This is a genomic window from Pseudomonas fluorescens (genome assembly GCF_900215245.1).
Classification (GTDB): Bacteria; Pseudomonadota; Gammaproteobacteria; order Pseudomonadales; family Pseudomonadaceae; genus Aquipseudomonas; species Aquipseudomonas fluorescens.
Map to the genome: position 1 here is coordinate 3150453 of NZ_LT907842.1, position 26548 is coordinate 3177000.

33 protein-coding genes and 1 pseudogene are annotated in these 26548 nt (G+C 55.5%); 9 read left to right on the forward strand and 25 right to left on the reverse strand.

Features of this window, described 5'->3' with window-relative positions; genetic code table 11:
• Positions 1-15 precede the first annotated feature (15 nt).
• Together CPH89_RS14535 and CPH89_RS14540 are read left to right on the forward strand one after the other, a co-directional pair.
• The gene (locus tag CPH89_RS14535; RefSeq protein ID WP_084375879.1) at positions 16-1464 is read left to right on the forward strand and encodes a catalase; all 1449 of its coding nucleotides are present in this window, start codon (positions 16-18) and stop codon (positions 1462-1464) included.
• Positions 1465-1528: 64 nt separating this feature from the next.
• Positions 1529-2509 carry an IS5 family transposase gene (locus CPH89_RS14540; RefSeq protein WP_096236804.1) on the forward strand — a complete coding sequence of 327 codons (981 nt, stop codon included), beginning with the start codon at positions 1529-1531 and terminating at the stop codon, positions 2507-2509.
• Between the two features lie 129 nt (positions 2510-2638).
• On the opposite strand, the gene CPH89_RS14545 is transcribed toward CPH89_RS14540, so the two are convergent.
• Together CPH89_RS14545 and CPH89_RS14550 are read right to left on the reverse strand one after the other, a co-directional pair.
• Positions 2639-3874 (reverse strand): TniQ family protein, encoded by a 1236-nt coding sequence (locus CPH89_RS14545; protein WP_096236807.1) that lies wholly within the window; start codon positions 3872-3874, stop codon positions 2639-2641.
• A gap of 91 nt (positions 3875-3965) precedes the next feature.
• On the reverse strand, positions 3966-4463 hold the full coding sequence (locus CPH89_RS14550) for a MarR family winged helix-turn-helix transcriptional regulator (RefSeq protein ID WP_084375822.1): 498 nt from the start codon (positions 4461-4463) through the stop codon (positions 3966-3968).
• 222 nt (positions 4464-4685) lie between these two features.
• On the opposite strand from CPH89_RS14550, the gene CPH89_RS14555 reads away from it, so the two are divergent.
• The 7 genes and pseudogenes from CPH89_RS14555 (at position 4686) to CPH89_RS14575 (ending at position 7680) form a co-directional block, all read left to right on the forward strand.
• Entirely contained in the window at positions 4686-4979 is a 294-nt protein-coding gene (locus tag CPH89_RS14555; RefSeq protein WP_232005464.1) for a group II intron maturase-specific domain-containing protein, read from the forward strand.
• An 82-nt stretch (positions 4980-5061) separates the two neighbouring features.
• Positions 5062-5235 (forward strand): annotated as a pseudogene (locus tag CPH89_RS14560) (transposase domain-containing protein); the annotation flags it as partial.
• Positions 5236-5347: 112 nt separating this feature from the next.
• A complete protein-coding gene (locus CPH89_RS30135) occupies positions 5348-5512 on the forward strand; it encodes a hypothetical protein (RefSeq protein ID WP_157750147.1) in 165 nt (54 codons plus the stop codon).
• Positions 5513-5671: 159 nt separating this feature from the next.
• Positions 5672-5896 (forward strand): hypothetical protein, encoded by a 225-nt coding sequence (locus CPH89_RS14565; RefSeq protein WP_232005449.1) that lies wholly within the window; start codon positions 5672-5674, stop codon positions 5894-5896.
• Between the two features lie 130 nt (positions 5897-6026).
• Entirely contained in the window at positions 6027-6245 is a 219-nt protein-coding gene (locus CPH89_RS30590; protein ID WP_232005450.1) for a DUF3800 domain-containing protein, read from the forward strand.
• A gap of 111 nt (positions 6246-6356) precedes the next feature.
• Positions 6357-6899, forward strand: coding sequence for a DUF3800 domain-containing protein (locus tag CPH89_RS30595; protein WP_255311533.1), 543 nt, complete (start codon positions 6357-6359; stop codon positions 6897-6899).
• A gap of 70 nt (positions 6900-6969) precedes the next feature.
• Positions 6970-7680, forward strand: a complete 711-nt coding sequence (locus CPH89_RS14575; RefSeq protein WP_167422738.1) for a prepilin peptidase — start codon at positions 6970-6972, stop codon at positions 7678-7680.
• A gap of 13 nt (positions 7681-7693) precedes the next feature.
• On the opposite strand, the gene CPH89_RS14580 is transcribed toward CPH89_RS14575, so the two are convergent.
• The 23 genes from CPH89_RS14580 to CPH89_RS14690 all read right to left on the reverse strand — a co-directional run bounded on the left by CPH89_RS14580 (position 7694) and on the right by CPH89_RS14690 (position 26424).
• The gene (locus CPH89_RS14580; RefSeq protein WP_084375825.1) at positions 7694-8671 is read right to left on the reverse strand and encodes a tyrosine-type recombinase/integrase; all 978 of its coding nucleotides are present in this window, start codon (positions 8669-8671) and stop codon (positions 7694-7696) included.
• Positions 8672-8961: 290 nt separating this feature from the next.
• Positions 8962-9219, reverse strand: coding sequence for a hypothetical protein (locus CPH89_RS14585; protein ID WP_141125171.1), 258 nt, complete (start codon positions 9217-9219; stop codon positions 8962-8964).
• A gap of 38 nt (positions 9220-9257) precedes the next feature.
• Positions 9258-9608 (reverse strand): hypothetical protein, encoded by a 351-nt coding sequence (locus tag CPH89_RS14590; protein ID WP_084375827.1) that lies wholly within the window; start codon positions 9606-9608, stop codon positions 9258-9260.
• Positions 9609-9956: 348 nt separating this feature from the next.
• The gene (locus CPH89_RS14595) at positions 9957-10550 is read right to left on the reverse strand and encodes a DsbA family protein (RefSeq protein ID WP_232005452.1); all 594 of its coding nucleotides are present in this window, start codon (positions 10548-10550) and stop codon (positions 9957-9959) included.
• Positions 10551-10588: 38 nt separating this feature from the next.
• Positions 10589-10888 carry a hypothetical protein gene (locus CPH89_RS14600; RefSeq protein ID WP_084375829.1) on the reverse strand — a complete coding sequence of 100 codons (300 nt, stop codon included), beginning with the start codon at positions 10886-10888 and terminating at the stop codon, positions 10589-10591.
• A complete protein-coding gene (locus tag CPH89_RS14605; protein ID WP_084375830.1) occupies positions 10885-13845 on the reverse strand; it encodes a conjugative transfer ATPase in 2961 nt (986 codons plus the stop codon). The genes CPH89_RS14600 and CPH89_RS14605 overlap by 4 nt, the downstream gene beginning before the upstream one ends.
• Positions 13845-14282 carry a TIGR03751 family conjugal transfer lipoprotein gene (locus tag CPH89_RS14610; protein ID WP_084375831.1) on the reverse strand — a complete coding sequence of 146 codons (438 nt, stop codon included), beginning with the start codon at positions 14280-14282 and terminating at the stop codon, positions 13845-13847. Before CPH89_RS14610 ends, CPH89_RS14605 begins: the two co-directional genes overlap by 1 nt.
• Positions 14260-15750: a TIGR03752 family integrating conjugative element protein gene (locus CPH89_RS14615; RefSeq protein ID WP_084375832.1), complete on the reverse strand. Its 1491-nt coding sequence runs from the start codon at positions 15748-15750 to the stop codon at positions 14260-14262. The genes CPH89_RS14610 and CPH89_RS14615 overlap by 23 nt, the downstream gene beginning before the upstream one ends.
• Complete coding sequence (locus CPH89_RS14620; protein WP_084375833.1) at positions 15740-16633, reverse strand: TIGR03749 family integrating conjugative element protein; 894 nt, start codon at positions 16631-16633, stop codon at positions 15740-15742. Before CPH89_RS14620 ends, CPH89_RS14615 begins: the two co-directional genes overlap by 11 nt.
• The gene (locus CPH89_RS14625) at positions 16633-17286 is read right to left on the reverse strand and encodes a PFL_4703 family integrating conjugative element protein (protein ID WP_084375834.1); all 654 of its coding nucleotides are present in this window, start codon (positions 17284-17286) and stop codon (positions 16633-16635) included. The genes CPH89_RS14620 and CPH89_RS14625 overlap by 1 nt, the downstream gene beginning before the upstream one ends.
• A complete protein-coding gene (locus tag CPH89_RS14630) occupies positions 17283-17663 on the reverse strand; it encodes a TIGR03750 family conjugal transfer protein (protein ID WP_084375835.1) in 381 nt (126 codons plus the stop codon). Before CPH89_RS14630 ends, CPH89_RS14625 begins: the two co-directional genes overlap by 4 nt.
• Before the next feature lie 12 nt (positions 17664-17675).
• Positions 17676-18014: a TIGR03745 family integrating conjugative element membrane protein gene (locus CPH89_RS14635; RefSeq protein WP_019819650.1), complete on the reverse strand. Its 339-nt coding sequence runs from the start codon at positions 18012-18014 to the stop codon at positions 17676-17678.
• Between the two features lie 18 nt (positions 18015-18032).
• Complete coding sequence (locus CPH89_RS14640; protein WP_019819651.1) at positions 18033-18272, reverse strand: TIGR03758 family integrating conjugative element protein; 240 nt, start codon at positions 18270-18272, stop codon at positions 18033-18035.
• The gene (locus tag CPH89_RS14645; RefSeq protein WP_232005465.1) at positions 18269-18577 is read right to left on the reverse strand and encodes an integrative conjugative element protein, RAQPRD family; all 309 of its coding nucleotides are present in this window, start codon (positions 18575-18577) and stop codon (positions 18269-18271) included. Before CPH89_RS14645 ends, CPH89_RS14640 begins: the two co-directional genes overlap by 4 nt.
• Before the next feature lie 157 nt (positions 18578-18734).
• Positions 18735-19046 (reverse strand): hypothetical protein, encoded by a 312-nt coding sequence (locus CPH89_RS14650; protein WP_084375857.1) that lies wholly within the window; start codon positions 19044-19046, stop codon positions 18735-18737.
• Positions 19047-19121: 75 nt separating this feature from the next.
• Positions 19122-20597 carry a UvrD-helicase domain-containing protein gene (locus tag CPH89_RS14655; protein ID WP_084375836.1) on the reverse strand — a complete coding sequence of 492 codons (1476 nt, stop codon included), beginning with the start codon at positions 20595-20597 and terminating at the stop codon, positions 19122-19124.
• Positions 20598-20606: 9 nt separating this feature from the next.
• Positions 20607-21362: a TIGR03747 family integrating conjugative element membrane protein gene (locus CPH89_RS14660; RefSeq protein ID WP_084375837.1), complete on the reverse strand. Its 756-nt coding sequence runs from the start codon at positions 21360-21362 to the stop codon at positions 20607-20609.
• A gap of 17 nt (positions 21363-21379) precedes the next feature.
• On the reverse strand, positions 21380-23608 hold the full coding sequence (gene traD, locus CPH89_RS14665) for a type IV conjugative transfer system coupling protein TraD (protein WP_084375838.1): 2229 nt from the start codon (positions 23606-23608) through the stop codon (positions 21380-21382).
• Positions 23609-23620: 12 nt separating this feature from the next.
• Complete coding sequence (locus CPH89_RS14670) at positions 23621-23863, reverse strand: hypothetical protein (RefSeq protein WP_084375839.1); 243 nt, start codon at positions 23861-23863, stop codon at positions 23621-23623.
• A gap of 9 nt (positions 23864-23872) precedes the next feature.
• Positions 23873-24376, reverse strand: a complete 504-nt coding sequence (locus tag CPH89_RS14675) for an integrating conjugative element protein (RefSeq protein ID WP_084375840.1) — start codon at positions 24374-24376, stop codon at positions 23873-23875.
• Positions 24373-24930: a lysozyme family protein gene (locus CPH89_RS14680; RefSeq protein WP_084375841.1), complete on the reverse strand. Its 558-nt coding sequence runs from the start codon at positions 24928-24930 to the stop codon at positions 24373-24375. The genes CPH89_RS14675 and CPH89_RS14680 overlap by 4 nt, the downstream gene beginning before the upstream one ends.
• On the reverse strand, positions 24915-25703 hold the full coding sequence (locus tag CPH89_RS14685; protein ID WP_084375842.1) for a TIGR03759 family integrating conjugative element protein: 789 nt from the start codon (positions 25701-25703) through the stop codon (positions 24915-24917). Before CPH89_RS14685 ends, CPH89_RS14680 begins: the two co-directional genes overlap by 16 nt.
• A gap of 10 nt (positions 25704-25713) precedes the next feature.
• Positions 25714-26424: a methyl-accepting chemotaxis protein gene (locus CPH89_RS14690; protein ID WP_084375843.1), complete on the reverse strand. Its 711-nt coding sequence runs from the start codon at positions 26422-26424 to the stop codon at positions 25714-25716.
• Positions 26425-26548: the final 124 nt, after the last annotated feature.

Below are 26548 nucleotides of genomic sequence, written 5' to 3' on the forward strand. Positions count from 1 at the left end.
AGAGGAAAATAGAGCATGAGCGAAACCAAAGTGCTGACCACCGCCAGCGGTGCCCCAGTCTCCGACAACCAGAACTCTCGTTCCGCTGGCCCGCGCGGTCCGCTTCTGCTCGATGATTTTCATCTGATCGAGAAACTGGCCCACTTCAACCGTGAAAATATTCCTGAGCGCCGCGTGCACGCTAAGGGGTCGGGTGCTTACGGTACCTTTACCGTTACCCGGGACATCAGCAAGTACACCAGCGCCAAGCTTTTTGAGTCCGTGGGTAAGCAAACCCCGACGTTCCTGCGGTTCTCAACCGTAGGCGGTGAGCGGGGTTCAGCGGATACCGAGCGTGACCCGCGTGGTTTCGCTCTGAAGTTTTATACCGAGGAAGGCAACTGGGACATCGTCGGAAACAACACGCCGGTGTTCTTCATTCGTGATCCACTGAAGTTTCCTGACTTCATCCATACCCAGAAGCGCCTGCCGCAAAGCAACCTGAAGAGCGCTCAGGCGATGTGGGACTTCTGGTCGTACTCTCCCGAGGCCCTGCACCAGATCACGATCCTGTTCTCGGATCGGGGGATTCCAGACGGCTACCGGCATATGCACGGCTTCGGCAGCCACACCTACAGTCTGATCAACGCCAAGGGCGAGCGTCACTGGGTGAAATGGCATTACAAGACCCAGCAAGGCATCAAGAATTTGACACCGGACGCGGCGGCTCGCTTGGCCGGTACCGACCCGGATTACGCTCAGCGTGACCTGTTCAACGCCATCGAACACGGCGACTTTCCACGGTGGAGCGTGTGCATCCAAGTCATGAGCGAAGCACAGGCGTCGGCTCATTACGAGAACCCGTTCGACGTGACCAAGACTTGGTCGCAGAAGGAGTTCCCGTTGATCGAAATCGGTGAGCTGGAGCTGAACCGCAACCCGCTGAACTATTTTGCTGAAGTCGAGCAGGCGGCATTTGGTCCCAGCAACGTGGTGCCAGGCGTCGGCCTGTCGCCGGACCGCATGCTGCAGGGCCGAGTATTCGCTTATGCCGACGCTCACCGCTATCGGGTAGGTACAAACCACCAGCAGTTACCGGTCAACGCTCCACGCAGCCCGGTGAACAACCACCAGCGTGACGGCGCCATGGCGTTTGGCAGCAATGGCGGCGCGGCCGCGAACTATGAGTCGAATAGCTACGCCGACGCGCCGCAACAGGCTCCTCGTTACGCGGATCCAGCCCTGGTCCTTAGCGGCGCGGCCGACCGTTTCGATCACCGTGAAGACACTGACTACTACAGCCAAGCAGGCGCCTTGTTCCGTCTGATGAACGATCAGCAACGTGCGCTGTTGATCGACAACATCGCCGGTGCGATGGCGGGTGTCAGTGCGCAGGTTATTCTGCGTCAGTTGCAGTATTTCTTCAAGGCCGATCCGGCTTATGGAGAGGGGATCGCACAAGCTTTGGGTGTATCACTTAACTAAGGAAATCCTGAAAAAGACTTCCTGATTTGGCAAAATCTCCGGACACCAATCGCCGAGCTTTTCAATGAAGCAAATGACCTTCGCCGATGCCGAGTACGCCGGTAAGCGCAAGCAGACCCGCAAGGAATTGTTCCTGATCGAGATACATCGGGTCGTACCCTGGAAGGGTTTGATTGCCCTGATCCAACCTCATTACCCGACGGGCGAAGGGGGGCGTCCGGCCTATCCTTTGATGGCGATGCTGCGGGTTCATCTCATGCAGAACTGGTTCGGTTACAGCGATCCTGCGATGGAAGAAGCGCTGTACGAGACGACGATCTTGCGCCAGTTTTCAGGTCTGAGCCTGGAGCGGATCCCAGATGAAACTACCATCCTCAACTTCCGTCGCCTGCTGGAAAAGCACGAGTTGGCCGCTGGTATTCTCGGCGTGATCAATGGCTATCTGGGCGACCGCGGCTTGTCGCTGCGACAAGGCACCATCGTCGATGCCACGCTGATTCATGCGCCCAGTTCGACCAAGAACAAGGACGGCAAACGCGACCTTGAGATGCATCAAACCAAGAAAGGTAACCAGTATTACTTCGGTGCCAAAGCTCACATTGGTGTCGACGATGAGTCAGGGCTGGTGCACAGCGTGGTGATCACTGCGGCCAACGTCGCGGACATAACCCAAGTCGACAAACTGCTACACGGTGCTGAGAACGTGGTCTGCGCCGATGCAGGCTATACCGGTGTCGAGAAGCGCGAAGAGCATGCGGGACGCCACGTCATCTGGCAGATCGCAGCCCGGCGCAGTACCTACAAAAAACACGGTAAACGCAGCGCGCTGTACAAAGCGATGCGCAAGATCGAGAAAGCCAAGGCCCAGGTTCGCGCCAAGGTTGAGCATCCATTTCGAGTGATCAAGCGTCAGTTTGGTTATACGAAAGTGCGTTTCCGAGGCTTGGTGAAAAACACTGCTCAGATGGTGACGCTGTTCGCCCTGTCGAACCTTTGGATGGCGCGTCGATATTTGCTCTCCAGCGCAGGAGAAGTGCGTCCGTAATGAGGGAAATAGCTGCTGCGAGGAGCGTTCAGCGGAAAAAATGGATGGAATAGGCGGCAGACGTGATCGTTTTTGAACGGCTGCCGTTTTTTGAAAGCGCCTATGGCTCAGCAGTCGAAAAATAGCGGCCTACTTCAGACTATCCTTAACGCCAATTTTAATTATGTCTGCGTATTCGCTATCGAGTTTATTGGTTTTAGATTCTCCTGTTGACGCAGTATTTATTTTTTTTGAGAGTACGCCTAAAAGCCATTTTTTATCGTTTGCTGTGAGCCAAAGGGTAGCTTGATACGCATGTTTCCATAAGTAATCCAAGGTTGCTCCCGTGCGGGCTTCTATGATGTTGTTAACTTTCAGGCGATGAAGTGCCTTGGTGGTGTTAGCGGTTGTTTTGTTGTATGGTTTTCTAGACTTTGTTCCAGTAAATAGTATTAGCTCTTCCGTAATTCTCTTTTTAAATGTCTTCACGTCCCCAAATAAATGAAGAGAAATGATGAGGTGTCGGGTGATGGGCATATCTAGCTGATCATTCACAGTGGTGGTTCTTATCCACTGATGGTACTTGCCTGACGCGTACGCGTTATCAATTCTCGACAAAAAATCATGACCAAATTTTGATTGGATGCTTTCGAACATTTTCGTCGTCGCCATTAGGTTTCCACGAGCAAACCCATTTTTCTTGGCTTGTCGACGATAGCATGCGGCTAATACCCCAGATGGAACAGCCGGTAAATCACTATGCAGAAGGTCCTTTGCAAACTGCGCAAATTTTTGCTCGATTTCCGGCACTCTCGAAGGAGAGTGTGAGCCTAATGGTCTCCAGCCACATACGCAGGAGCTAGTTAACATAGGTAATAGCTTGTTTTTTCGGTAAAACGGATGAGTGCAAGTTGGGCAGGCTTGCAATAAAGTCTCACCGTGTCTCCAGCAAGCTGTTACGCCCGGAATATGATGAGATCGTTGCCAGTACGAATGCCCCGTCTCAATAAGATCCGATTGGGCGCAGGAAAGGCAAATCTTAGCCATGCTATGAAAACTTACCTCTCTACGAGGAAGTCTGGATACGAGCGAAGTGCTATTGCCATCATTGACTTTGGAGATGCCTAAGAGCGGCTTGTAAGCAGGAAGAATGGTGTTGCACGCAAGCAACTCATTTAGATTATCGTTCTTGTCGCCAGGAAGCTTCTCCGCAATATCTTCGATTCGTTTAGGGATAATTTTGATAACAAATGGTTCGGTACCAAAAAGATCTTTAAAAGTCTCACGCTCAGTTCTATTTCCCGAAAGTAAATGATATCGGGTAACTCGTGAGTGAAAGGTCTCGTCTGGCATGGACATTGGGAAGAACAGAATTTTTTGAGACATTCGTAAGACTTTAGGTGATGGTCACTTTTTCTCAGACTTTACAGGTCTAGAGACGGTGCGATTTTTTGGGAGAGGGACAGATTTTGCTACTTCAGCAACATTTCCTTGGCAGATATTCGTCACGGCTAAGGTCTTTCAGGCCGCAGCGTTGTTCGGTGGCTTTGGCGAAGCGGCGTAGCATTTCGATCGCGCCATCACGTGCTTCTTTCGATAAGTCGCAGGCTAGATTACGAGCTTCTCCCACTAAGTCCGACCGAATGCTTTCGTAGATGGCCATGCCTTCGGGCGTCACGGTGATTGCCAGAGCACGGCCGTCACTCGCGTCCGGCACACGTTGAACCAGGCCCTGTTTGGCAAGCGAATCGACCAGCCGGCTGGCATTACTCTTGTCGAGAAAAAGCTCGCTGGCCAGCGATTGAACCCGAACAGGCCCAGCCTTGATCACATGCTCTAGCGCGTAGCATTGAGTGACGGACATTCCTTCGCAGCAGCTGCGATCTCTGTCACGAAACTGGTAGACGCGAACCAAATGACTCAGCGCTTCATAGAGCTGTTCGGCGTTCTGGTCGATCTGATCAATCTTTGGCATATCACTCGGCTCGCAATTCCGGGGAAAACGCTAACACCACCTTCGCAGTCGTTGTGACACATTTTTTTGGGCATAAGGGCCGCGAAATTGTTCCAAGATATTAGTTGCGGCTCGCAACGTATTTTCCGATTGTGAATTGGAGATGAGGCTTGTAGGCCTCTCGGAGGCGGTTCACCGATACATTCTCGCGTGCCGGGAGCGTCGATGAAGGCGATGCGCAGGATGGTAGACACGATCAAACACTGGCGCATCCATCGATCCACTACGGATGACCTGAGGGATTTTTCTCGCAGGTACAACGCTGTGATTCGAGGATGGATCGAATACTACGGTAAATTCTGGTACAGAAACTTCAGCTATCGATTGTGGAGCGCGTTGCAATCGCGCCTGCTCAAATGGATGAAGAGCAAGTACCGAATCTCTATACGTCAAGCGGAGCATCGGCTGCGTCTTGTTCGAAGAGAGAATCCGGAGCTGTTCGCGCATTGGTATTTACTACGTGCATCGAATGTGTGATCAAGAGCCGTATGACGGGAGACTGTCACGTACGGTTCTGTGAGCAGCCGAGGGGTGAAATTCCCTTCGGCTGACTCGACTCGCTGGGTCGCTACGTAGCGGAAAACGGGCGGCAGCGATCATGAGTTTGATCCAGTCTGCGCGGCTGAATGGTCATGACCCGTACGCCTATCTAAAGGATGTTCTCACGCGTTTACCGACGCAGCGGGCGAGTGAAATCGAGCTGCTGCTTCCGCATAAGTGGCAGCCGGTTTAATCACGCAAGATGTGATGCCCGGACGCATACAGCCCACCTACTGAAAGTTGAGGCGCAATTACGCAAAGCGTATAGATCTGCATTTTTCTGCGGCGTGCTATTTGTTTTCGCGATGATGGCCATCGTTATGTTGGGTTTGGCCGCTGAACAACCAATGGACCAAAAAGCCATTGCCGAAGGCTGGGCACCTCTTATCATGCTGATGGCAGCAATCTCGGGCATTTGTCATTTTTTTCACGGGGTGGTTAAGAACAAAATCCAGAGTCTGGATCAATGAATAGACCGCAGGCCAGCAGTATGCCATTTAGCGGCCTTTGCCAGTACACACGCGGTTAAGTCAGCTGGAGCTGAGGGAGTCGGAAACCCTCAACGAGGACTACGAAATAAATGCCTCATCATGATCACCGCGAATACCGCACCTACATGAGGCAACACCATGAAAACATTTGTTTTAGACGATGGCCGCTTGATCGGCGTGATTGAACACAAGGTCGAAGTACCCTACTGGACCCCCTATGGTAGCCAGGTGCAGATCCGTCCTGAGTACGAGTTCATTGACACTGGTGAGCGTCTTGGTACCAACGAATCAGCTCCTGGCTGGACCATCGAGGAGCAGGCGCCCCTAGGCGCGAGGGCCCTGGAGCCGCTATTCAACAAATAGTTGAATAGCGGCTCACTGATTGCTATTATTTGATCAACGCATATGGTTAACCATGTGCCTACCTTCCGAGGCCCGCTTGCGAGAAATCGCTGCGGGCTTTCGTGTTTTTGGCATAGGGAAATCACTCGGCATGCATTATGTCGCTTACCTGGATGAGTTTGGCCACGTCGGTCAGTACGTCGCTCGGAACCACCCCAAGTACAAAACCAGCCCTGTATTTGGCCTCGGCGGCATGCTTATCCCTGCCCATGAAGTGCGCGAGTTCGCGATTTACTTCTACAAACTAAAGTGCCAACTGCTGTCCTACGACCTGGTGCACGACAACCCCGGCAATCTGCCGGCGTACTAGTGGGAAAAAAAGGGCTCGCAGCTGTACGCGCCCAGGAACGTTCAAAAGTACAAAGAGTTAAGACGCTCGACCTTCCGACTGCTAACCCATATCAAGGGTATCAAGGGGCATGTGTTCTACACCGGGGAACATAAGACCACCGACCCTGATGCGCATGACTCGACTGAGACGTTCAAGCGGCAGCTGTTGCAGTCCGTGCGCAAAATTGACCGTTTCTGCGCTAAGGAAGGCTCGACGTTTATCCTGGTGTTGGATGAGCAGAAAGCCGGCAACGAGTGGCGTGAGCGCAACGTTGAAGCCTGTACGTTGGCCATGTTCGAAGATGCCTCCGAAAAATGCCGCACGATGATTGAGCCGCCGTTGCAGGGAGAAAGCTACCTGTTCCAGACTTTGCAGTGCGCAGACTGGCTTTGTGGCTTAATCGGTCGCCTGACCGCGCTGAGCGTGGCACCGGATGAGTACCCAGATTGGCAGTTGTTCGACACCTACTTTGCGGAGCGGTTAAGCGTCGTGGCATTGCCGTGCAGCGGGTTGGAGCATCAGAAGACCGCAGACATTCCTGCTGAAGAAGCAGCTGAAGCCATGCCGGATGCAGAAGGTCCGCTGGTGGGGATGCAAAGTGATGTGGACGGTCCTCACTCCCCAGGGCAGTGATGGTGGGAAGAGAGCCAGGCCACGTCTGTGAATGGCGCTTAGGAGGCTTAGCGTGTACGAATTCTTCCCAATGGGCCTGTTCCTGTTAGGGCTGCTGGGCGGCCTACCGGTCAGCGCCGTGGTGGTTCGATTGCCTTATGCGGTGGAGCACCAGTGGCTGCTCGATGCGTCGGAGACATTGGGCATTGCGCGAAACCCTGATGCCCCGGGCCAACTCGGTTTGGCATGGCGACCGGATCACTTCAGCTTGCGCGTGGGGCTTACCATGCTGGCCATGGGTCTGCTCGCGGGCTGGGTTGGGCTGCATTATGGGGTGGGCCCGGCCGCGCTCGCGGCCGTGGTCCTGGTGGCTGGGTTGTTGGCTTTGAGCCTGATTGACCTTGAACACCAGCTGCTGCCCGACGTGCTGGTGTTGCCGCTGCTATGGTTGGGATTGATCGTCAACAGCGTTGAGCTATTCACCTCGTTGACCAGTGCAGTATGGGGAGCCGTTGGAGGCTACCTGGTGCTGTGGCTTTTACGTGGCGTTAGTAAGCTGTTCAGCGATACCGAGGGCATGGGGCAAGGCGATCTTAAGCTGTTGGCCATGCTCGGCGCCTGGGGGGGCTGGCAGATCCTGCCAGGCGTGCTGTTGATGTCGACCCTGGCCGCCACGGTGGTGTTTGGCGTGGGGATGGTGTCGGGCAAAATCAATCGAAAAAGCCCTCAACCCTTCGGCCCGTTCCTGGCCGGTGCGGGCTGGCTCGCGCTTATGTACACGCCGGATTGGACTGCAATCTAACAGCCTGCGGCCATCAGTATTTCACTTTGTAGGTTGGGGAGTCTTCCGGCCGCTGGAGGCGCCGATCATAGAGGCGCGTCGTACTGATATTGGCATGGCCCAGCCAAACTTGGACCTTGGCGATATCGGCGTCATGCTCAAGTGCATTGGTCGCGGCTGTGGCCCGCAGACCGTGTACGCCTAACCCGTCAACGTCGATGCCCGCCGCCTGTGCCCAATGGGCCACGACCTTGTAGATGCCGTTACCCGTAACGGCCCCGCCGGCGGTGCGACCGCGGATCGAGCGAAACAGCGGGCCATTGCCAGGTTCGCGTTGAGTGTCGCGCTCCAGGTACTCATGAATGCGCTCGGCCGCGACCGGGTGCAGCGGCAGATAGCGGGTTTTACCGCCCTTCCCTCTCACCTGCAGGTGTTTGATACCGCGCCGGTCCTGTAGGTGACCCGTCATCAGCTGCGCTGCTTCTTCACGGCGCAGACCGTGGTACAGCAGCACCGCCAAAATCGCGCGGTCCCGCAAGCCTTTGAGCGTAGACACACCGGGAGCATCGAGTAGCAATTTAGCCTGGTCATCACCGAGTGCCGGCGTCTTGCCTTCGTTGGTTTCGATACTGGGCCGTTTGACGCCGTGCACCGGGTTGCCGCCGGCGACGGCGTTGTTCTCCAGAAGGTGATCGAACAGGCTGGCCAGCGCCGCCAGTTTGCGCCGGATGGTGGCCCCGGCCAGGCCCCGGGTTTCCAGCTGGGCGCGCCATGCCAGCACGTGCGCGCGGGTGACCGCGCGGAATTCATCGGCGCCGGTGAGGCCGACAAAGCTGCAGAAGTCTTCCAAGTCGTTTTGATAGGCGCGGCGGGTGCGGGGGTTGTCGATATTGGCGAACCATTCTACCGCTGCCGGCACACCGGCCAGCTGCTGGAATTCCACGGCGCTCAGCCGACGTTCGCCGGCCGGCAACAGCACGGCCGTGGACTGGGGGGGAGTGAGGCTGGTCATGGAATGCCCGGCCCCGCAGGTCGACCTGCCGCGTGTTCAGCGGCGACCCATTCCCAGTATTTACGGTGGGAGCGGTCGTTTACCGATTCCGGCACCAGGTGCTGCCAGCGTTGCTGTTCCAGGATTTTTCGCTCGTCGCCGCGCAGCTACTCACCGAGCACGGCGCCGGCCGCTGCGAATCGCCGGCGAGCCCGGTACCAGAAACCATCGGATGAGGTGCGTTGATCCAGCGGCACAATCGGCACTTGGTGCGTGCGCCACAGCTGCCACAGCACGGCCAGGCCGATGCCCTACCCCCGCTGCGCCCGTTCGATTTCGAGCATGTTGATGTACACGCGATCGCCCAGCGGACTGAGGCCGTAATCGACGTGGCCAACCGGGTGGCCACCGACCTCGATGTTGTCCAGGTAGTCGGTACCGGGAAACACGAAACTGCCCCGGGGGGATTCGCTGCGCACATTCAGCAGTCGTACGTCGTTTGCGAGCGCATCCAGGCAGACGATTTGGCGGCGCTGGTAGAAATCGCGCATAGGTTCGAATGAGGCCATCATTAGTTGCTGGCCGAGCTGGTGACTTCGTCGTTCATTTAAGGGACCTCGACATTAATGTACTGATTCGTCGGAATGGTGTGACCTCCATAAAAGGCCACTTGCAGATACCACTTTTCTCCCGATGGATTGGATTTTTCTGCTGCACCATGGGTCTGCCCGTAACCTTTGCGATACACCACTACGTCGTCAACCCGGACATCCTCCGCAAATTTGCGGATGACCGTGTAACAGTGCCCGTTGAGATCATCCATGTCGATTTTGAGGCGAAAGCCACACTTTCCACACCGCCAATCCTTTTTATAGGCGGGGGTGAGTTTTCTGCGTTCTACCTGACCACATTTGCAGGTGTAGTTCTGATCGTGGTTCTCGCCTAGGGTATAAGTCATGTCCGTCCTTCCTTGGTAATAAGTGGTGATAACGTATTTTATCAGGACTTATGGGGTGTGCGAGCAATACGGCCGGTTTTGTCGATAAGTGACCATGTGGCGATCTTTATTCCCAATAAGGGCAAAGGCGGGCCGTACAGTATTATTGGTGCTTTAACGGCCGGCAGGGGCCATATCGATCAGCTAAGGTCGACCAGGTGAGTGTAGGTTGCGAAGGGTTGCCTCGGCCGGAGCTGGCCGTGGCAAAAAACAGGGGATGGGACAGGATGCTGCACGGGGTTAGGTACCGTGCATACATGAGGTGCCGTCATCGGCCGAGCTACTCGGTAGTGCAAATATGGAGCGGAGCTAGTTAACTTTCTGAATCAACAAGTCCATAGCTGACATCAACGTCACACCATCGACAGGACCTTCCAGTTTTAGAGACCTGCCGGTATTGTTGTCTCTAATCAGCACGGTGGGTGTCGCTGTGACCCCAGACTTATGGGCTTCTTCTGCCTGCCGACTAATGCTTAGAGAAATCTGTTTGTCATTTGCAGCACAGGCCATCAGTACCTGGTGACTAACATCGTTGATGTCCAGCTGACCATTGAAGCCTAGCCCGTTGCTACGGGTTCGTTCAAAGACCTGGTCGACGGCTTGCCAGAAAGCCGGAGCGCCGCCTAACTCTCCCGCGCACTCAACCATTTTAGCTTCATAAATCGCGGTCGAGCCGTGGAAGTCCAGTGGAAAGTGATGCCACTGGAGGTTCACGCTTTTCTGTTGCTGTACCCAGGCTTTCAGAGCCGGTGTATAGATCTTGCAGTACGGACATTCCAGGTCAGCAAATTCAGTCACCGTCCAGCGAGCATCGGCCGGGCCGAACAGCCAAGGGCCAGTGTGTTGCGGTACTTGTGCCTCGCTTTTAAGGAAGGCCAGGCTTGCTACCGATATGCTAGCCACAATTAAGCCTGAAATTGCCCATCGCCTACTAACACGCCTCATGTCTGAGGCTCGGCCGCGGATTTCGATGACAGAAGGGCTTGTTTGCGTAGTGCTTCGAGGAGGGCGTGTTCAGCGCTCTCGGGTTGTGGATGTTGGCGAAGCCAGTTGGCCAACACCGTTTGAAGCTGGGACTCGATGTCACGACGGTCTACTGCACGTATCAAAACCTGTTGCAGTTCCTCTATAAGGACGGGGGCGCAAACCTCCAAAGTCTGCAAAGCATCCTCACCAGGCTGTTCAAGCAACTGGGTCAGACTTTCAATCAGGTTTTGGGTCAAGGAATTCAGTGTTCTCATACGTGGCGCTCCAATGCCGTGACTTGCTCGGGAAATGTGATGATGTGAGGTTCGATACCGCGATAGCGGTCTAGCGTTGCGGCAACTTCAATGGCCGCGTCGAGCTCGTTGCAGCCAGTGGCCTGCATGATGTCGTAGCGTTGTTTCTTCTCTTCCGGTTCCGTCATTGCCAGCGCCAGGTACAAACTAGGTGGTACCACCCGGAACAACATTTCCATGCTTTTGGACAGCACTACACCCTCGGTAAACTTCCCGCTTTCCTTGCGTGCGGACAGCATCATCGATTTCTGAGCTGGGGTCAGTTCACGAAAGCGTGCGATCTTCTCCACCTCATCAGGCGGCATGTTCAAGCAGATCCACCACTCGATCATATTGAGCAGGGCCGATGCCTCTGGTGGCACGTCGTCAACGTTTTGAGTAGCCATCCAAAACCAGGCTCCCAGCTTTCGCCACATTTTGGTGATCTTGACGGAGTAGGGTGACAGCAGTGGAACCTTCAACTGGATGTGGCCTTCGTCAGTGAAGAAGATCAGGGGGCGGCCTTTAAATTGATCCCGCTCGGCGATGTTGTTGACCGTGTTGAGCAGCGAAATGTAGGCGATGGCCATCTGTGCGCTGTAGCCTTCACGGGCATACGTGGCCAAGTCCACAATGGTGATGTCCGCTTCGGGCCATGGCGTACCTGGGCGGTTGAACATGTCGCCTTCAGTGCCCATGCAGAACATGGACAAGGCTTCCGCCATCTCCAGGAAGCGTGAGCTTCGAGCGGCCGGGATACCCGGTTCATGCCCCATCTCTCGCAGTGCCTCACGGATGTCTTCAGGGAGAACGATGCGTTGCTCCGCTACACATTTCTGTGCCGCATTGAGAATGCATTGGCGGATGGCGCTGCGATCAGCCCGAGTAAGGCGCGCATCTTCTTTATCCTCCCCGCCAGTGATCATCAGCCTGGCCGTAATTTCCATCTCTCCAAGGATGTCGCGCTGTTCGTCTTCGGTTTGACTTGCCAGGTGTTCGTCCGAGGCCTCGAGGTCATCAGCCTTGAGCGCTTTGACGTTTGCGGTTGGCTCAATGAGTTTTTCAGCATCGGCGAAGGGCGCTAAGCTAACCCCAGATCCAGGAGCGAGTCGGACACGGTTGACCGTTAATCCGAGCTTCTTGGCAAAGTCCCCCAGCAGGCCAAAACTGTTGCCGGCCTCAACGATGAAAAGTCTCGGCCGATAGATGGCCACGATCTGACTAAGGATATTCGTTGCGCTGGCCGACTTTCCTGAACCCGTAGGACCGAAGATGAACAGGTGCGCGTTCATCTGGCGGTCCAGCTTGTTCAGCGGATCGAAGGTGATCGGCGCTCCCCCACGATTGAACAGCGTGATGCCTGGGTGCCCGGTTCCGGTAGACCGTCCCCAGACGGGAGCCAGGTTTGCAATGTGTTGAGCGAACATGAGTTGCGCGTACCACTCCAGTGCTTTGCGCTCATTGGGATCAAAATTGCCGGGCAACCATCTGAGGTACGAGTTTAAGGGGGCGACCTCATCGCGGGGCTCCACAGGCTCCATGCCCGCTCCCAGCAAAGCACTGCTCAGTTGCAAACTGCGCTCCTGCAATTCCAAGTCGTCTTTCCCGCGTAGGTAAAACGCTACGCTACCCCGGTACAGCTTGTGCTTGCGGCCAAGCAACTGGCGGGCGACAGCAACGTCTTCACGTGTCAGGATCGACGCTTGGGTATCACCAACGGCCTTGCGTGAAAGCTGCTCCAGGTGGCCTTCAAGTATGTCCTGCGGAGTGATCACGAGGGTGATACAGAGAATGGTGTCCTCTGGCATTTTGTCGAACAGCGCGTTGAGCGCATCACCACCCTTGCGTGTTTCACCTGTCAGGTGTCCCGTCTTGGGCGCTTCCCGCAGACGATCGAGCATCACTACGCGGTGGGGCAGGCCGTCGAAGTACCACAAGCCTTTCTCTGTGTCCGACAGCGGTTCGCGGTAACACAGGTTTTGAGAAAAGTCTGTCCCACTGGCTAGCGGTAACTCGCCTTCCTCCGTTACCGGCACTTGCTTGCAAACCAACTCATAAAAACGACGGATATCAGCGTCTGCAGGGCCGAGATGGTCAGGCCGTGGATTGAACCAGTGAATCAGCCAATGGCGAATGGCGTGGCCATCCATGCGATGGGTTTTAATGCCGGCGTTCGCCAACCCACCTACCAAGCGATCACAGATGATTTTTAAGTAGGGGGCGGGTGCTTGGCCGCGCACGTCTGCTTGGGCACCCTGAGTGCGTCGGTAGACGACAATGCGGACGCGGCGTTGCTGGCCCCTCCAAGGCAGTTGGCTGACCTTAGTGTCTTCAAACAGCCCGCCTGGCTTGGAAATAGCCTCCAGGTGCTGCTTGATCAGCTTCAAGTAAAGCTCGGTGAAATCACTGCCCTGTGCCCGGGGTTGGATGTAGTCGTGCAACTGCTGCAGGTAGTTGTCCCAACTGGTTTCGTCCTGAGCGTACAACTGCACGACCCACGGAGAAGTTTCCAACTCATCGAAAGAGTCTTGCAGGGCGTTTTCCAAGGCATCCCGGGCTTTGCGCAACCAGTCGGGATCTCGACCTTCGGTACCGATCGGTGTCAGTTCGAAGAACGCGGCACGAGACACGCCGTCTTCCAACAGCATGGCTCTTTCTGCCGGCAGATAGTCCACCCACGGCAGAAGATCCACGAAAGAGGGGTTCACGTCGTACATGCGGTCGACGTCAGCGGTAGTCGCTGGTTTTTTCTTTGGGTTGCGCCAATCACTCGGCGAGGGAATGCCCATGGCAGCCAGGCGTGCGAAATACCGCTCGGTCGCAGCCTCAAAAGATTCAGTCGCTGATGCCTGCACGTCGACATGCTCGGTAGCATTAGCGGCGAGGTCCGGCTCGACTCGGTCTGAGCCGTGTCTTTTAAAGCGCTCAAAAAAACTCATCAATAAGCCTCCGTGCGTTCACCGGGCATGGCGTATTGCACGCGTTGGTACAAAGGGAACACTGTGGTGTAGCCTGGGATAGGGGCTGGATCAGAGCCCGCCAAATGAGGAAATACGTACATCACCAGGTCAGGGTTGGGCAGACGCTTGAACTGGCTGTAAATCTCGTTTTGAGAAGTGCGCGTAAACTTCGAATTTTCTTCCAGAACCGTCTGATCGGTTTGCAAAGGCCTGCGCAGGTCTTGGCGGGCATCGAGCAACTGCCGGTTCCCGGTGCTGCTTGAGCCACTGGCGCCTTGATCCCAAACGTCCATCATCGTGCTGTCGCCATGGGGAAGAAGCTCGTCCTTACTGGTGGAGCAGCCAGTCCCGAGCATTACGATCACCAGGTAGGTTCCGATTTTCAAAGAGTGATTAGTCAAGCGCAGTCGAAGCATGACGGGCTCCTGAGCGATAGTTGACCTTGCGGCCTTGGAGTTCGTAATCGATGGTCAGCTGCTGGTCCAGGTGAACGGCAACTTTCGCCCCGGGCTGCACGTACACTGCCGCGAAGGCTTGCCCGTAGAGCTTGTTCACCCAACTGGACACATCATTGACACCTTGGCCGATGATCTTGCCCATGGCGTCACTGCCTGAGCCGCCAACTGAACCGATGGTCCCGGACTGCGGATTTATAAATGAACTGCTGTTTCCATCCGATTTGATGAGGGAGGCAGCGCCGGCGCCGGCCGCGGTAATCAGTACCTGGGAACCGATGTATTGCGAGGCGTTGCTTTTACGATCGCCACTGATGCACGGAATACCGTAGGCATCGCTGATCCAGCCCAGGCCTCCCTGGATGGTGGTTTGGTTACCATTGTTCTGGTTATTGCTGTTCTGACTGCCATTCGTTTCTTCTTGTGGCTGTGGCAGCGTCCGTACCGTGCCGTCATTAAAGACAAAAGTCAGGCTTTTGATCTGCCCGCGTACGCAAGACAAGGTCCAGTCGCCGGACGCTGTGCCGCTGGCCACGGCGCCAGCGACGTCGGGCAAATCGATACCGTTGGCGGTGAGGTTGTCCGGGCCAATTAGCACTTTGAACGGGTAGGGGTCGTTGACCGTGCCGTCGATGGGCACTCGGCCGATCAATGCGGACATCGCGACAGAACCCATCAATGTGGAGTTCTGTGGCAGCGTATAGACTTTGCGTACCTGTTTGCGGGCCTCCTGTGGCGAGATCTCACTCGCAACGTTCTGAGCGCCCGTACGCAGAGCATTTTGGCCTCGATCTACGGACTCGCCGAAGGAGGTGGGGAAGTTAAATCCCGAGGCGGTTTGATTGGATCCGGCAGCGATGGGCTTTCCATTGATATCGACAGGAGTAGCGTCCTGTGGCTCGATCCAAACGACATCCGGTCCAGGTGCGCCTTTGAAGTCTTGCCCATCACCAGGCTGAACGCCGAATCCGATCGGCAAATCCGATCCAGACTGATTGCTGCTAGCTGATTTGCTGCTCAGGCTGTTGTATTGCTGCTGCAGCGTATCCAGGATGGTCTGGCTCTGTTGTTGTGACTCCTGTTTCATCGTTTGCTGGGCGTTTTGTAGCTTGCTGTCAACGTTGTCGTTGATCGACTGCAAGCGTCTTTGTAGCTCAAGGTTTTGTTGCTTCAACTCATCGTTGTTCTTCAGCGCATTGGACACCTGGTCTTTGAGCTGTCTGCTTTCCACGACGATGGTGCGCAGCGTGTCGCCGGGGGTATCGCCGTCAACGCCAAGTTTTTTAGCTTCCCCCGTACTGAGCACGAGCGTTTCTGGAGCCTGAGCCTGCTTCTCAGAACTGTCCTTACTGAATAGTTTGACCACCACGAATAACGCCATGATCGCGAAAGGGATGACCAGGAATTTGACCAGAGGATTACTCTTCACGGCGGCCTCCTTTCGGATCGATCTGGCTGACGGTCGCCGGCAGTAACGATTCGGCCAAACCATGGCCGCGTGTCACCAGATAAACCGTTGTGGTGTCACTTGCATCACCCTTGATGCCGAGGTACGGGTGCTGAAACGTCGCCGTTGTGAAGTCCCCCATCAGATCCCGAGGATCCAGTGCAAGTTGCTGAGTGCTGGTGTTGCGCAGTTTCACTGCCGTCACCCAGTAGTCGTCTAACCGCCACGCTCCTAATGCAGAGGCCTCGACCGGCAACGTCGGGAGCAAAGTGGTGAGGTTAAGGCCCCGCTTAAGATTGACCTGGGCGATACCGTCTACAGGCTCAACGGTGCGCAGAGGGGCATATAGCATCTGTGCGGCATAGCGTGTAATGACCACAGGGATAGGCGTCTCACGGCGAGGCGTCGGCGGATCCTCGTCTTGAACGTTGGGCTCCGACATGGTGGCCGGAGCGCGACTGGTCGTTGGCTTAGAGCTGGCCTGCCCGTAACGAGGCGAGGGACCTTCACCGGCAACAATTTTTGCAGGCTCGGGCGCAGCCTGATTTGGTTTGCCTTCTGTAGCGATGATGTCCACCAACATGATTTCGCCACTGCTCATATTTTGGAGCTGCAGGCGAGTCGGAGGTATGGGTTCTTTGGCCAGAAGGTACAGTGCGCCACCCGTGCTCTGGACGCGCAGCTTATCAACCAAATTCCGGGGCAGACCCACTCGAACATTTTGGTCGACAAAGACAATGCGTTCCTGGCCGACGATCAAAGGCAGTGCCAGTGGAATTCGGTCCCAGCGTAAAATTTCAACGGCGTTGGCCAGCCCGCAGAAGTTGAGAATCAGTAATCCGATAATCAGCAGCCGACGCATCATCATTTACCTCCCGAACGGGCAGGTTCTGCGGAGACTTCGATGCGCTGAGGGTTACTGCTGTAGCAGTCCCAAGCCAAGCCAAAAGGATTTTTTTCGGGATCAACGTCGGAACGAATGATGTGCAAGGGGTAGCGAGCCAGAGCTCTTTTTACACGCTCACCTCCGTAATGCTCGTCGGCAGTGATATCCAAGTTCACCGTCCAGTCGTTGATACTGTGCTGCTCGACATGCTGCTCCGAGGTATCGGTTATGCCTCGACCTGGTATTTCAAATACACCACGTTCGCGCTTGCGTAATTCCCCGCTGTTGCGGCGCAGTTCGAAGTCTTTTTGCAGATAAGCTTTGCAACTAGGCGTCAGGTATCCACCCAAACGGGCGATGTTATCCTCGTAGTCGGTTTCCCCGTCGACAGGCCAACGATTCATTTGCTGGAAGATATACAACCCAAAGGCATACACAGACTCTGGGGGGACATCCCACCACTGACGGGTGCTGCCCGACCGGAGGTCAGGCGGCACATGAATAGTCAGATCACGCGGCGCGCTCTGCCAGCCGTAGGCCATGTAAAGACCCAGGGCAATCAGTAGGCCAATGACCAGGCGCAGGCTGTTGATATGGGACAGTTGGGCGTCCACTTTTTTTCGATAAGTCATTGAGCCCCCGTTCTACGGCAGGTCCACGCACCCGTGCGTGTGATCAGGTGGGCCTTGTTCCAGGTAGGAAGATATCGTGCAACGCTCAGTTGCATCTGGCGGTAGAGCCAGGTGTCCGATCGGCCGCGTTTCCAACGCCGTAAAAAACGGCTGGAGAGGGTCAGCCCAAGGATGGCAAAGAGCATGGCTGTGGCGATAATCAGCGCCCAAATATGGGTCAAAATTGCTGCCAGAATCCCAATTACCAATCCTGAGCCGGCACTGATCGCTAGGGTTGCCCACATTTCATCGGCAGTGAGGCCGCCCATGATGACCGGCTGATTGTTCAGCCGCACCGGGAGGAAAATTAGCGTCCCATCGTCAGAGAGTTCTGTCATGGCCAAGGCTCTTTAAAGAATGTTAGTTGCCTTGGTGATCAGGAAGATGGCGACACCCAAGATGGCCACACCGACAGCGGCCGTCGCTCCAAGATCAGCCCATTTCTTCTTGCCGTGTTGGATCTCGTGGTAAACGCCGAAGGCGTGCCACGCTACCCCGGTGAAAATGACGGCGCAGACGATCAGACCCATCAGCGACATGCCGTCAAAGGCGTAGTTCTGCATGGTTTGCATCAGGTTAGAGCCCTCACCTCGAGTCGGAGGTTGGGACTGGGGGAGTGCAGCCATGGACAGTTGTGGAAGAGCAAGCATGCCGATCAGCATGTAGCGTGTTTGTGAAAGCAAATTCATGGTGAGCCTCCAATACGATCAACTGAGTACAAAGGTGGTGAGGATCATGCAAAGCAGCAGGATGCGAACCAAAGAGGTCGAAGCAATCGTCCGGTCAAGGTTGCCGGTGGCCCATCCTCGGTAGCAGCTCCAGACGGCCCAGGCCCCCCACACGAACGTGATAGCCACGGCCACGCCGACGAAAAATAGGTAGCTCGACGAAGCCGGGAAACCACTCGCCGCTTGAAAGGCGGACGCCTGAGCGCCGTTCATGCTCATGGCTTGCGACCTTCGGTGGTGTATTGGCCCGAAAGCTCGGCTGGATCCCGAGGTTGGGCTCGGCTTGGCGTCAGGTAGCCCTCCAAGCCATGGCGGATGCGGGCGATGTCACCCGCCAAGCGCTGGTAATCGAAGAAGTACCGTTTGCCCGGCTCGTCTGCTACTTGAGCGCTACGACGTGCTGTGTCCTCCAAGGCATTCAACTGGCGGATCATGACGTCCAGGTTGGCCTGTTCGGAGGCAGAAGCAGCTACCGCTTGGGAGGTAGACAGAATGATCCCGAAAAGCGAGATCAGTCCTGTCAATACGAATCGGCATGTAAGGGCGGGTAGACGCAGTGTCTGGATCACGGCTAGGCTCAAGTCATTCCTGTTGCCGTCAGCTTGCCGTGATCACACTATAGTCGCCGCAAGAAAACCATATTCCGGGCCGTTAGGATTTCTTCGTACGGTAACTGCACCCTCAGTCTCGGTGGATCGAGCGTTTGAAGAAAAGAAGATAGCCGGTGGGCAAGGCAATGCCGTATGCCCAGCCCTGGGCATTTTGATTGCCAATCTGGACTTCGCCCCTGACTACGGGTTGAACGCTGATCAGTTCCCAACCCTCTTGGCCTAGCTGAGCAAGGTGCTGCTGGTGTTCCGGATCCTGCAGGAAACCTTGAATGTCAGGTTCGGTAGAGGGCTCTTCGGACTTGAACATGAAGAGTTTTTTGGTTCGGACGAGATAGTTCAGCGGGGCGAATTCGGTATGGTATTCAAATGCCTGGCGACTCATGGCGACATCCTTCATGTGTGGAGCTGCCAGGTTTTCAGTATTGAGGATGTGCAATCAACCGGAAATGGTCTGCCACTAGGCTTGTGATTTCTGATGTTGTGCTGGAGAGGTCCGAGCATCCACGTAACGCTGCATGATGGATAACACCATCGAATTTAATGCCAGTATCTTCATTGCCCGCGTCACGGCCACATACAGCAAATTCAGCTCATCGTCTTTACGACCCTGATCGATATCGGGGGACAGAGGGTCAGCGCTAAAGTCGTCATACAGGCTGACAAAGTCCCACTCTAACCCCTTGGCTTTATGCCCTGTCGTCAGTGTGATCGTGGCATCCAACTCGTTGTCTACTGACCGAGAGCGTAGTGTCTGGATGCGCTGAGGCAGATCGGGATAGGCAGCGATGATCTTGATCGATCGCAGCATCTCCGAGTCTTGGCTCACCTCGGCAATTTCAACGTATTGCGAGAAATCCCGGTAATCGCGCAGTAACTTACGGTTTTGCACGGATTGGTTTTGGTTGCGGCTGAACAGATACAAGTCTTCCAGGTCGCGTAATGAATAACTGTCGATGCCACCTACCCAATAGATCTTAGGCTTGCTCGCTACCAAACTAAGCGCGTTCTCTATGACGCCGGTAACCGTGCGATGGATGTATGTGCGATGCGGTAGGTCTTCAGGAAGCGCACGTTTAACCTGGGTTATGGGGCCTAACCCTTGCAGCTTTCGAGTTTCACCCTTGTAAAAAAGGATGATGTTGGCCACATGCGCGACTGCTGGACCGAAGCGAAAGCTCTGGGTCAGGTAGTGGCGCTCTGCATCGGCCATCCAATCGCTGTTGAGAGCGTCTTCGGCACCACGGAAACGGTAAATCTGCTGGTGAGGGTCGCCGACGGTGACTTTGCAGATGCGCTGTATCCTTACCAAGTCGGCAATGACCGGGTTCACGTCTTGACCTTCATCGAGCAGAATCGCCTTAAATCGCTGGCTCAGGTCAGGTTTACTCAACTGATACAGCTTTAAATATCCATCGTGGGTGATCAACATTCCCGTGTCCTGCAGGTCGATCATCCGGTTCCAGATAATTCTGGCGACACCCAGTGCACTGTCCAGAAATCGTTCCTGCGCGCTGGTGAGCATTCGTTGACCCTGAAACCTGGGAAAGTGTCCGCGGCCGAGCTCGTTATCGGCGCTGGCCATGAAGTTGTTCAGCGTACTCAGTACATCTCGTACCAGCTCCCAGTCCTGGGTATTGATGGCCCTGGCGATATCGGTGAGGCGTAAGTTATTGGTCTGTTTGGCGGCGTATTGGCTGCCATAGACCGCATAAGCCAAGCCATGCGCCGTCTTGCAGACCACATTGCGAGGAAAGCGTCCCTTGGCTGCGAGCTCGACAGGTTTGTTGTAGCAGAGATAAAGCATTTTCACCGAGGCGTGGTGGGTGGCATAACCAACCAGTGTTGTGGTTTTGCCTGTGCCGGCGAAGGCTTGGACCAGTAGCTTCTCTGCTGTTGAATCGACGATGGGCTGCTGTTCTTGTGTCCACTGCATGGGCAGCTCCTAGAGGTATTTTTTGAAGCTGGAGACAGTGATGTAAACCGATACGCCCAATAACAACGCGCACGGCAGCAAAATAAGCAGGGGGCTGACGCTGATCGGGATAGCCAGGTAAATCGTCCATGGCACGATGGCCAGCGGAATAATGGTTCCGCGTGCTTTGTGATACAGGTAGCTCGACTCACGGCCGGAGCCGAACTTGCGTAGATCACGTCGCACCAGGCCATCCACCAGGCCCGTAAACGCCGCCAGTGCAAACAGTGGGATTGTCAGTGTCAGGATGACCATTCGTACGCAAAAGGTGAGCACGGTATAAAGCATGGCCAAGCCGTAATCCTGGAACTTGATCATGACCCGACCGAGTTCGTAGCGCAGGTCGAACATGCCGGCGTGCTGCGGCGACGTGGAGCGAGCGTATTGGGTCAATGAGTTAATGCTGTCTTGCAGGCCGCTTTTTACCATCAGCCAATCATAGGTCGTTTTTGCCAGCCAGGTTGCGGTGCGCCCCGGTTCTTTGATGACAACGCTATGTAACAAGTCCTGGGACAGCCAGCCTAGTTCATGCTCAAACATCTGCTGGGCGTGCTTCCATCCAGCATCAGGCCAAAACACGTACATGCACAGCCACTCAACGAGAATGGCGCCCAGCAGTGAGCCGAACATCACCCCCAGAAAGTGGAAGGGGGCTGAAATCACCATGCCCAAAAATGATTTTTGCCCTTCCTGCTGTTGCTGGGCTTTTTCCGCCATATCGGCCATCGCTTTGCTCCTTTACGCTAAGCGACGTTGTCGTCGTTGGCCATCAGGCGGAAATCGTCGACCAGGTCTTCGGGCAGCGATTCGCCTAATGCTTCATAACCCGGCGCTTGCCACCAATCGTTGCTCGTTCCGGATCCTTTGCGCATACCTTCAACCAATGCCTGAAGATCCTTGGGCATGACTTCATCTGGATCGTTTGCCGGCAACGGCATACGAATCTTCCACAGGTTGCCGCCCTCGATCAGGGCAAAGCATTGCCCCTTGGGCAGCGCAACGACGTGCGCCGGCTCGATCATCGGCACGCTGACGCTTTGGATCTGGTCGTGGGTGTTGGATGTGAAAGCGGTCTTGCCATTGATCGCATCATTGGCACTGCTGGCCGGTGTGCTGGTGAACACCTGGACCTTGGGCAATTGGTTGGTCAACAGCTCGGCTGTGGCGGTTTCACGAACACGCAACATGAACAGGTTGTTGAAGTTACCGATGACTTGGCCCGCTTTTGCGCGGTTTCCGATTTTGGCCTCGATGTCGCTCATGGTCTGGGTGTAGGCCGTAACCTGCATGCCGGCGCCGCCGCCTTTGTTGATCATTGGAATGAACTCATCGCCCATCAGTTCGTTGAACTCGTCGGCGTGCACGTTAATCGCCACCTTCCCACCGCTTGCCCCGGGCAAACCATCATCGATGCCGAATTTGTAGATGTGGCCCGCGACTGACACCAGATCGCTGAACATGGAGTTACCCACTGCCGCTGCCACCTCTGTATCGGACAGGGCATCCAGACCGACATAGACCACCGCCCGTTTGCGGATGACCTGCATCCAGTCAAAGATTGGTCGTGGGTCCTCAAGGTCCATGTAGTCTGGAGACAGCAGCTCTGCAATGCGCCCCGTAGTCAGTTTTTCCAGCAGTGGCAGCAGGCTGGCCACAATCTTGTCGAAATAGGTTTTGTCATAACGTACCGCTGATCGCAGGCCCTCCATCACAGGATCGGAGATGCGTTGCTGAGTGAGGTACATGTCCAGGGCCACCACGCGCAGCGGTCGATCCTTCATAGCAAAACTGAGGTTTTTACGATCGATCTTGCCTTCGACTTCGACGATGGTTTGCCAGACCTTGGGATCATGCTCGGCAAAGTACTTCTGTGCGTACTCGATGAAGAGCGCATCGATGTTGGTCACATGCTTGAGGATCTGCTCATAGTCTGGTCTGCGTCCGAGGGCGACCAAGGCGCGTGCGATGATGTTGACGAAACGCCAGGCGAACTCGCGGAACGCGGCCGAGTTGCCTTCTCCTGATAGTTGACCGGCAATCCGGGTCGCCACCTCTGAGATTCGACCAAATCGGCCAACGGCGTTGTAACGAGCGGAGTGGTCGGGCCAGCCCAAATGGAATACGTAAAACTCATCCAGTCGGCCGGCACGCTTGCACTCTATGTACATGCGTTTCAGGAGGTCGGCATCGCCTTTGGGGTCGAAGACAATCACCACCTCGCGATCAAGGTTCATCTCATAAATTTTATCTACGCTGCGCTGGCTCCGATGAACAGGCTGAACACGGCGACCCATCTGAACGCGCCGCCGGGGCCGTCTGCGGGTGCGCCTGATGTCTTGAGTGATAAACAGTTCGGCCAGACGGGTTTTGCCCACCCTTGTAGTCCCCAGTACCAGGGAGTGCCCAACCCGCTCACTCAATGGCAAGCTGACGTCAGCCTCGTTCGGTTCTATGCCGTGTAAGCGCGGTAGGCCACCTACGGGTGGCAGCGGACGTGCTGGATTAAACGCGACATCCCAAGAGGTGGCGTTGGCCAGAAGCTTTAGTGGGAAGGGGGCGAATTCCAATCGTTCCTCAAGCCGCCTTGCCCAGTTGTAGGTCGAGGTAGGCTCGACGTACTCGGCATATTTGGGGAGGTAAGTGTCCATCAAGCGCTGGGTATGTTTTTGAGTCCAGCGAAAGCCTTTGCCTATAAAAAGCCGCTCGTTGCTGACCGGAATTTCTTTGCTGGTCATGGTGTAGTGGGGGAGGCGCCGGATATTGCGTCGGTAGCGCAATACCATCAGGGCCTGCTTCAGGCGAACAAACCCAAGACCTAAAAAGCCAGTAGCGGCAACCACTCCAAATAAAGGCGTCAGTGCAAACGCCCAGGGCGCGAAAATACAAAGCAGCGCTGCAGCAGCACAAACCAAGACCGTGTAAAGCTCGACGGCAGGACGAAGCAATGACTCGATAGTGAAGGGGCTGGCCATGGTTGCGTGCCTTTAAAGCTTATTGAGTTTTAAGGGGAACTGCTCGTCCAGCTCCTGTTTCACCAGTGCTAGCTCATGTTCCGGTATTCGATCGGCTAGCTTCTCGCGCATAGCGATGGCGTCACCCTGTTCTGTGGACGTCACGCGGCCGCCATAAAGCCAAGCCACGTAGGTCACTTGCTCCAAAATCAGCTGGCAAGTTCGCGGATCTTCCGGTTGTCTGATCACCACGGTGAGTGACTGAGGCGGTGGCATCCCTGTCTCCTACTGCTGAATGGCTGTTGCAGTAATGAGCAGTGGGTAGTGTTTGATTCCAAGGCGCTGCGCCAGGTCATTTGACGGCGCTGGGACCATCTGTAGGTCGCCTGCCCATAGTTGTACCTCTGCAAATCTCTCGGCACTGGCCACGTTCACTACCAGGCCTACCGCTTGCAACTGCTGCAGTTGCTCACGTCGTTGAGTCAGCCAGGCTCTGGACATTTCATCGTCACCCACCAGGAAAAGAGGTTGTAGGCCTGGCGCGTTTATAACCCGGCCCTGCTCTTGGCCGGGGACAAGCTGGTCTGAGTGCACGGGAAAAGACCCATGGCCACGTACCCCCATAGTTTCGATTGGTGCGGATTGCGCGGTAGGTTCAGGCCCTAAGTCTTGGTAGTAGGGCAGGGCTGAAACGCCGCCCCGGTCTTCAACTACAATCAACGAGCTTGCGTTCACCATAATTGGGGTGGCCAAGCACAGCAAAAGCACGAACTTCAACAGTCCATTCATGGGTTGTTCGCCATCAGGTTGATGCCGGTGACCCGGCTAAGATGTTTGGCAAATGCGCGGCGGTAGCGGGCAGCGGGTTCGCCGCCGGCCGGGCGGTGGTATCGGCCAGCGGCCGTGATCCAATCTCCGCCTTTGGCTTTTTGCTCGGCTAGGATCTGAGCCGTAACCGAAAGGTTTTTGTAAGGATCCAGTCCTTCGCAGGGGTAGCTGTAACGATGGCCATTGGCACCGATATTGGTTTGCCCTAGACCGACGTCGACCCGATTGGGGCCAGTGGTCTGAATCGCAAGCATTAGTGCCCTGCATGCATCGCTACGGGTCGCAAAGCGGTAGCCGGCACCGGCGACATTTAATGTCCATGGCCATGGCACGATCTGGCCACGCAGTCGCGTGCCGCTCTCCTGCAGTGCGACCGAATAGAGCACCTCCGATGGAACGCCGGCAGGCAACGCAATCAATTGATAGGCCGGTGGTGGCACCTCGGCACTGTTAGCCATTGCCGCGCCAATTAGAAGAAAGCCAGCCAGCGCTGCGCTTACTACTGACGCTGCCATTGCCCATTCACCTCGCGCACCACAGCTGGTAGCTCGCCGCCGAGTCCAATGCCGAGCCAGCGGCCGGCGTCGTGATTCAGTGTGATCTGTCGGTTGCGCACGCTAGTTGGCTCGATGCCTGCCAGGATCGCCCAACGACGAATGGTCTCGTCGTCACCTTGGCTACCCACGAAGTACAGATCAAAGGGTTGTTTCTGACTCTGAAGGTCCTTCACTCGAGCGATACAGGCAGTGCAACTGTCTTGAACAAAAACAGCTAATCGCCCTGTGCCTTTTAGAGCTGTGGTGGTGCCAGAGCCTGCGGGAGATGTCGGGCCTGATGATATTTGGATTACCTTTTCATTGGGATAAAGGCGAGCAAAGGCTTGGTCATAAGCTCTTTGGTAGGCAAGCTCCTTATCGATACGCTGTCGCTCGGCCTGCACTTGCAGTTCTGCGTAGCGTCTTCGCTCTTCAGCCGATTTGGCTTCGATGCCAAGTGCGGTCAACGGATCCAGACCTGGCGAATAGATCCCGCGTGGTCCCTCCATAACCATTTTATAACGGGTCCACTCTTGGGGGGTTAACCCCCAATCGCGTGCGAGTTCTGTCTGACTGGCTGCTTCGGAAGGATTCTGGATGCCGTGCTCGTTGATTTGAGTGCTTGTAGTTGACGTCGCGTGTTCCGGAGCAGCATGGCAGCCATAGGCAAAGGCAAGGATAGCCAAGCCTGTAGTGAGCCGCGAGGCGCTCGTAGATCTCTGCTTTTCTGATATGGACGTTGGGAAATACATAAAAGAGGTCCTATTGCGTTACGGTTACGGTTTGAGGTTTTCCAGCCACGTCAAACCGTGCTGATCTGCCGTCAAGTGTGTTGAGTCGCCAATCAGTACCCGCCACGGCGTCACCAGGACGAATTAGGTAGATCTGGTTTAACTGTGTGCTGCCAGGCGGGGCCACGGACAAAAAGCGTTCACCGCCCCGGTACTCGATGCCTATAACGGTGAACGGGGGCGATTTCGGCGTAACGACGCTAGTGCTGGGCTTTTGAACGGGAGGTGGTTTGCGGACAACTGCTTTGGGCTTGGAGGGAGCTGCGCTAGGTTGCTTGATCTGGGATTGGCTTATTTCGTGAACACTGCTGTAGAGCGTTTCGACGATGGCCTTGAGCGCTACTAGCTCCCCTGTAGACGCGGCATTTTGTGAGATTTCCTTGGCTGTTTCGGTCGCTTGCTTAGCGTAGGCCTGCGCTGCGTCGATGCGGTTCGACAATGCCTGCTGACCTGAGCGGAAGTCCTCGTTGGTCACCATTTGCTTGCCGTCTACCGTGTCCAGCCGCTCGTCGACTTTGCCCAGCCGTATCAGCAGTGCATCGAGCGACTCCTTATCGGCGGCCGCAGCCAGCCTGTTGCTGAGCTGGGAGAGCTGATGATGCTGATAACCCATTATTCCTGCCAGAACTATAAGGCAGGAACTGAGTATTACAGTGGTTTGAGTTGGGCTTGTTAGGTTCATGGGCGTCCTCACGCGAAAACCAGGCCACCCTCTCAAACCGACTCATCGGACGCAGCAGAAAATAGGTTTTCCAATGAATATGTTTTTCAAGTCATCTCCTTGTCCAGGACGCCTCGACCATTTC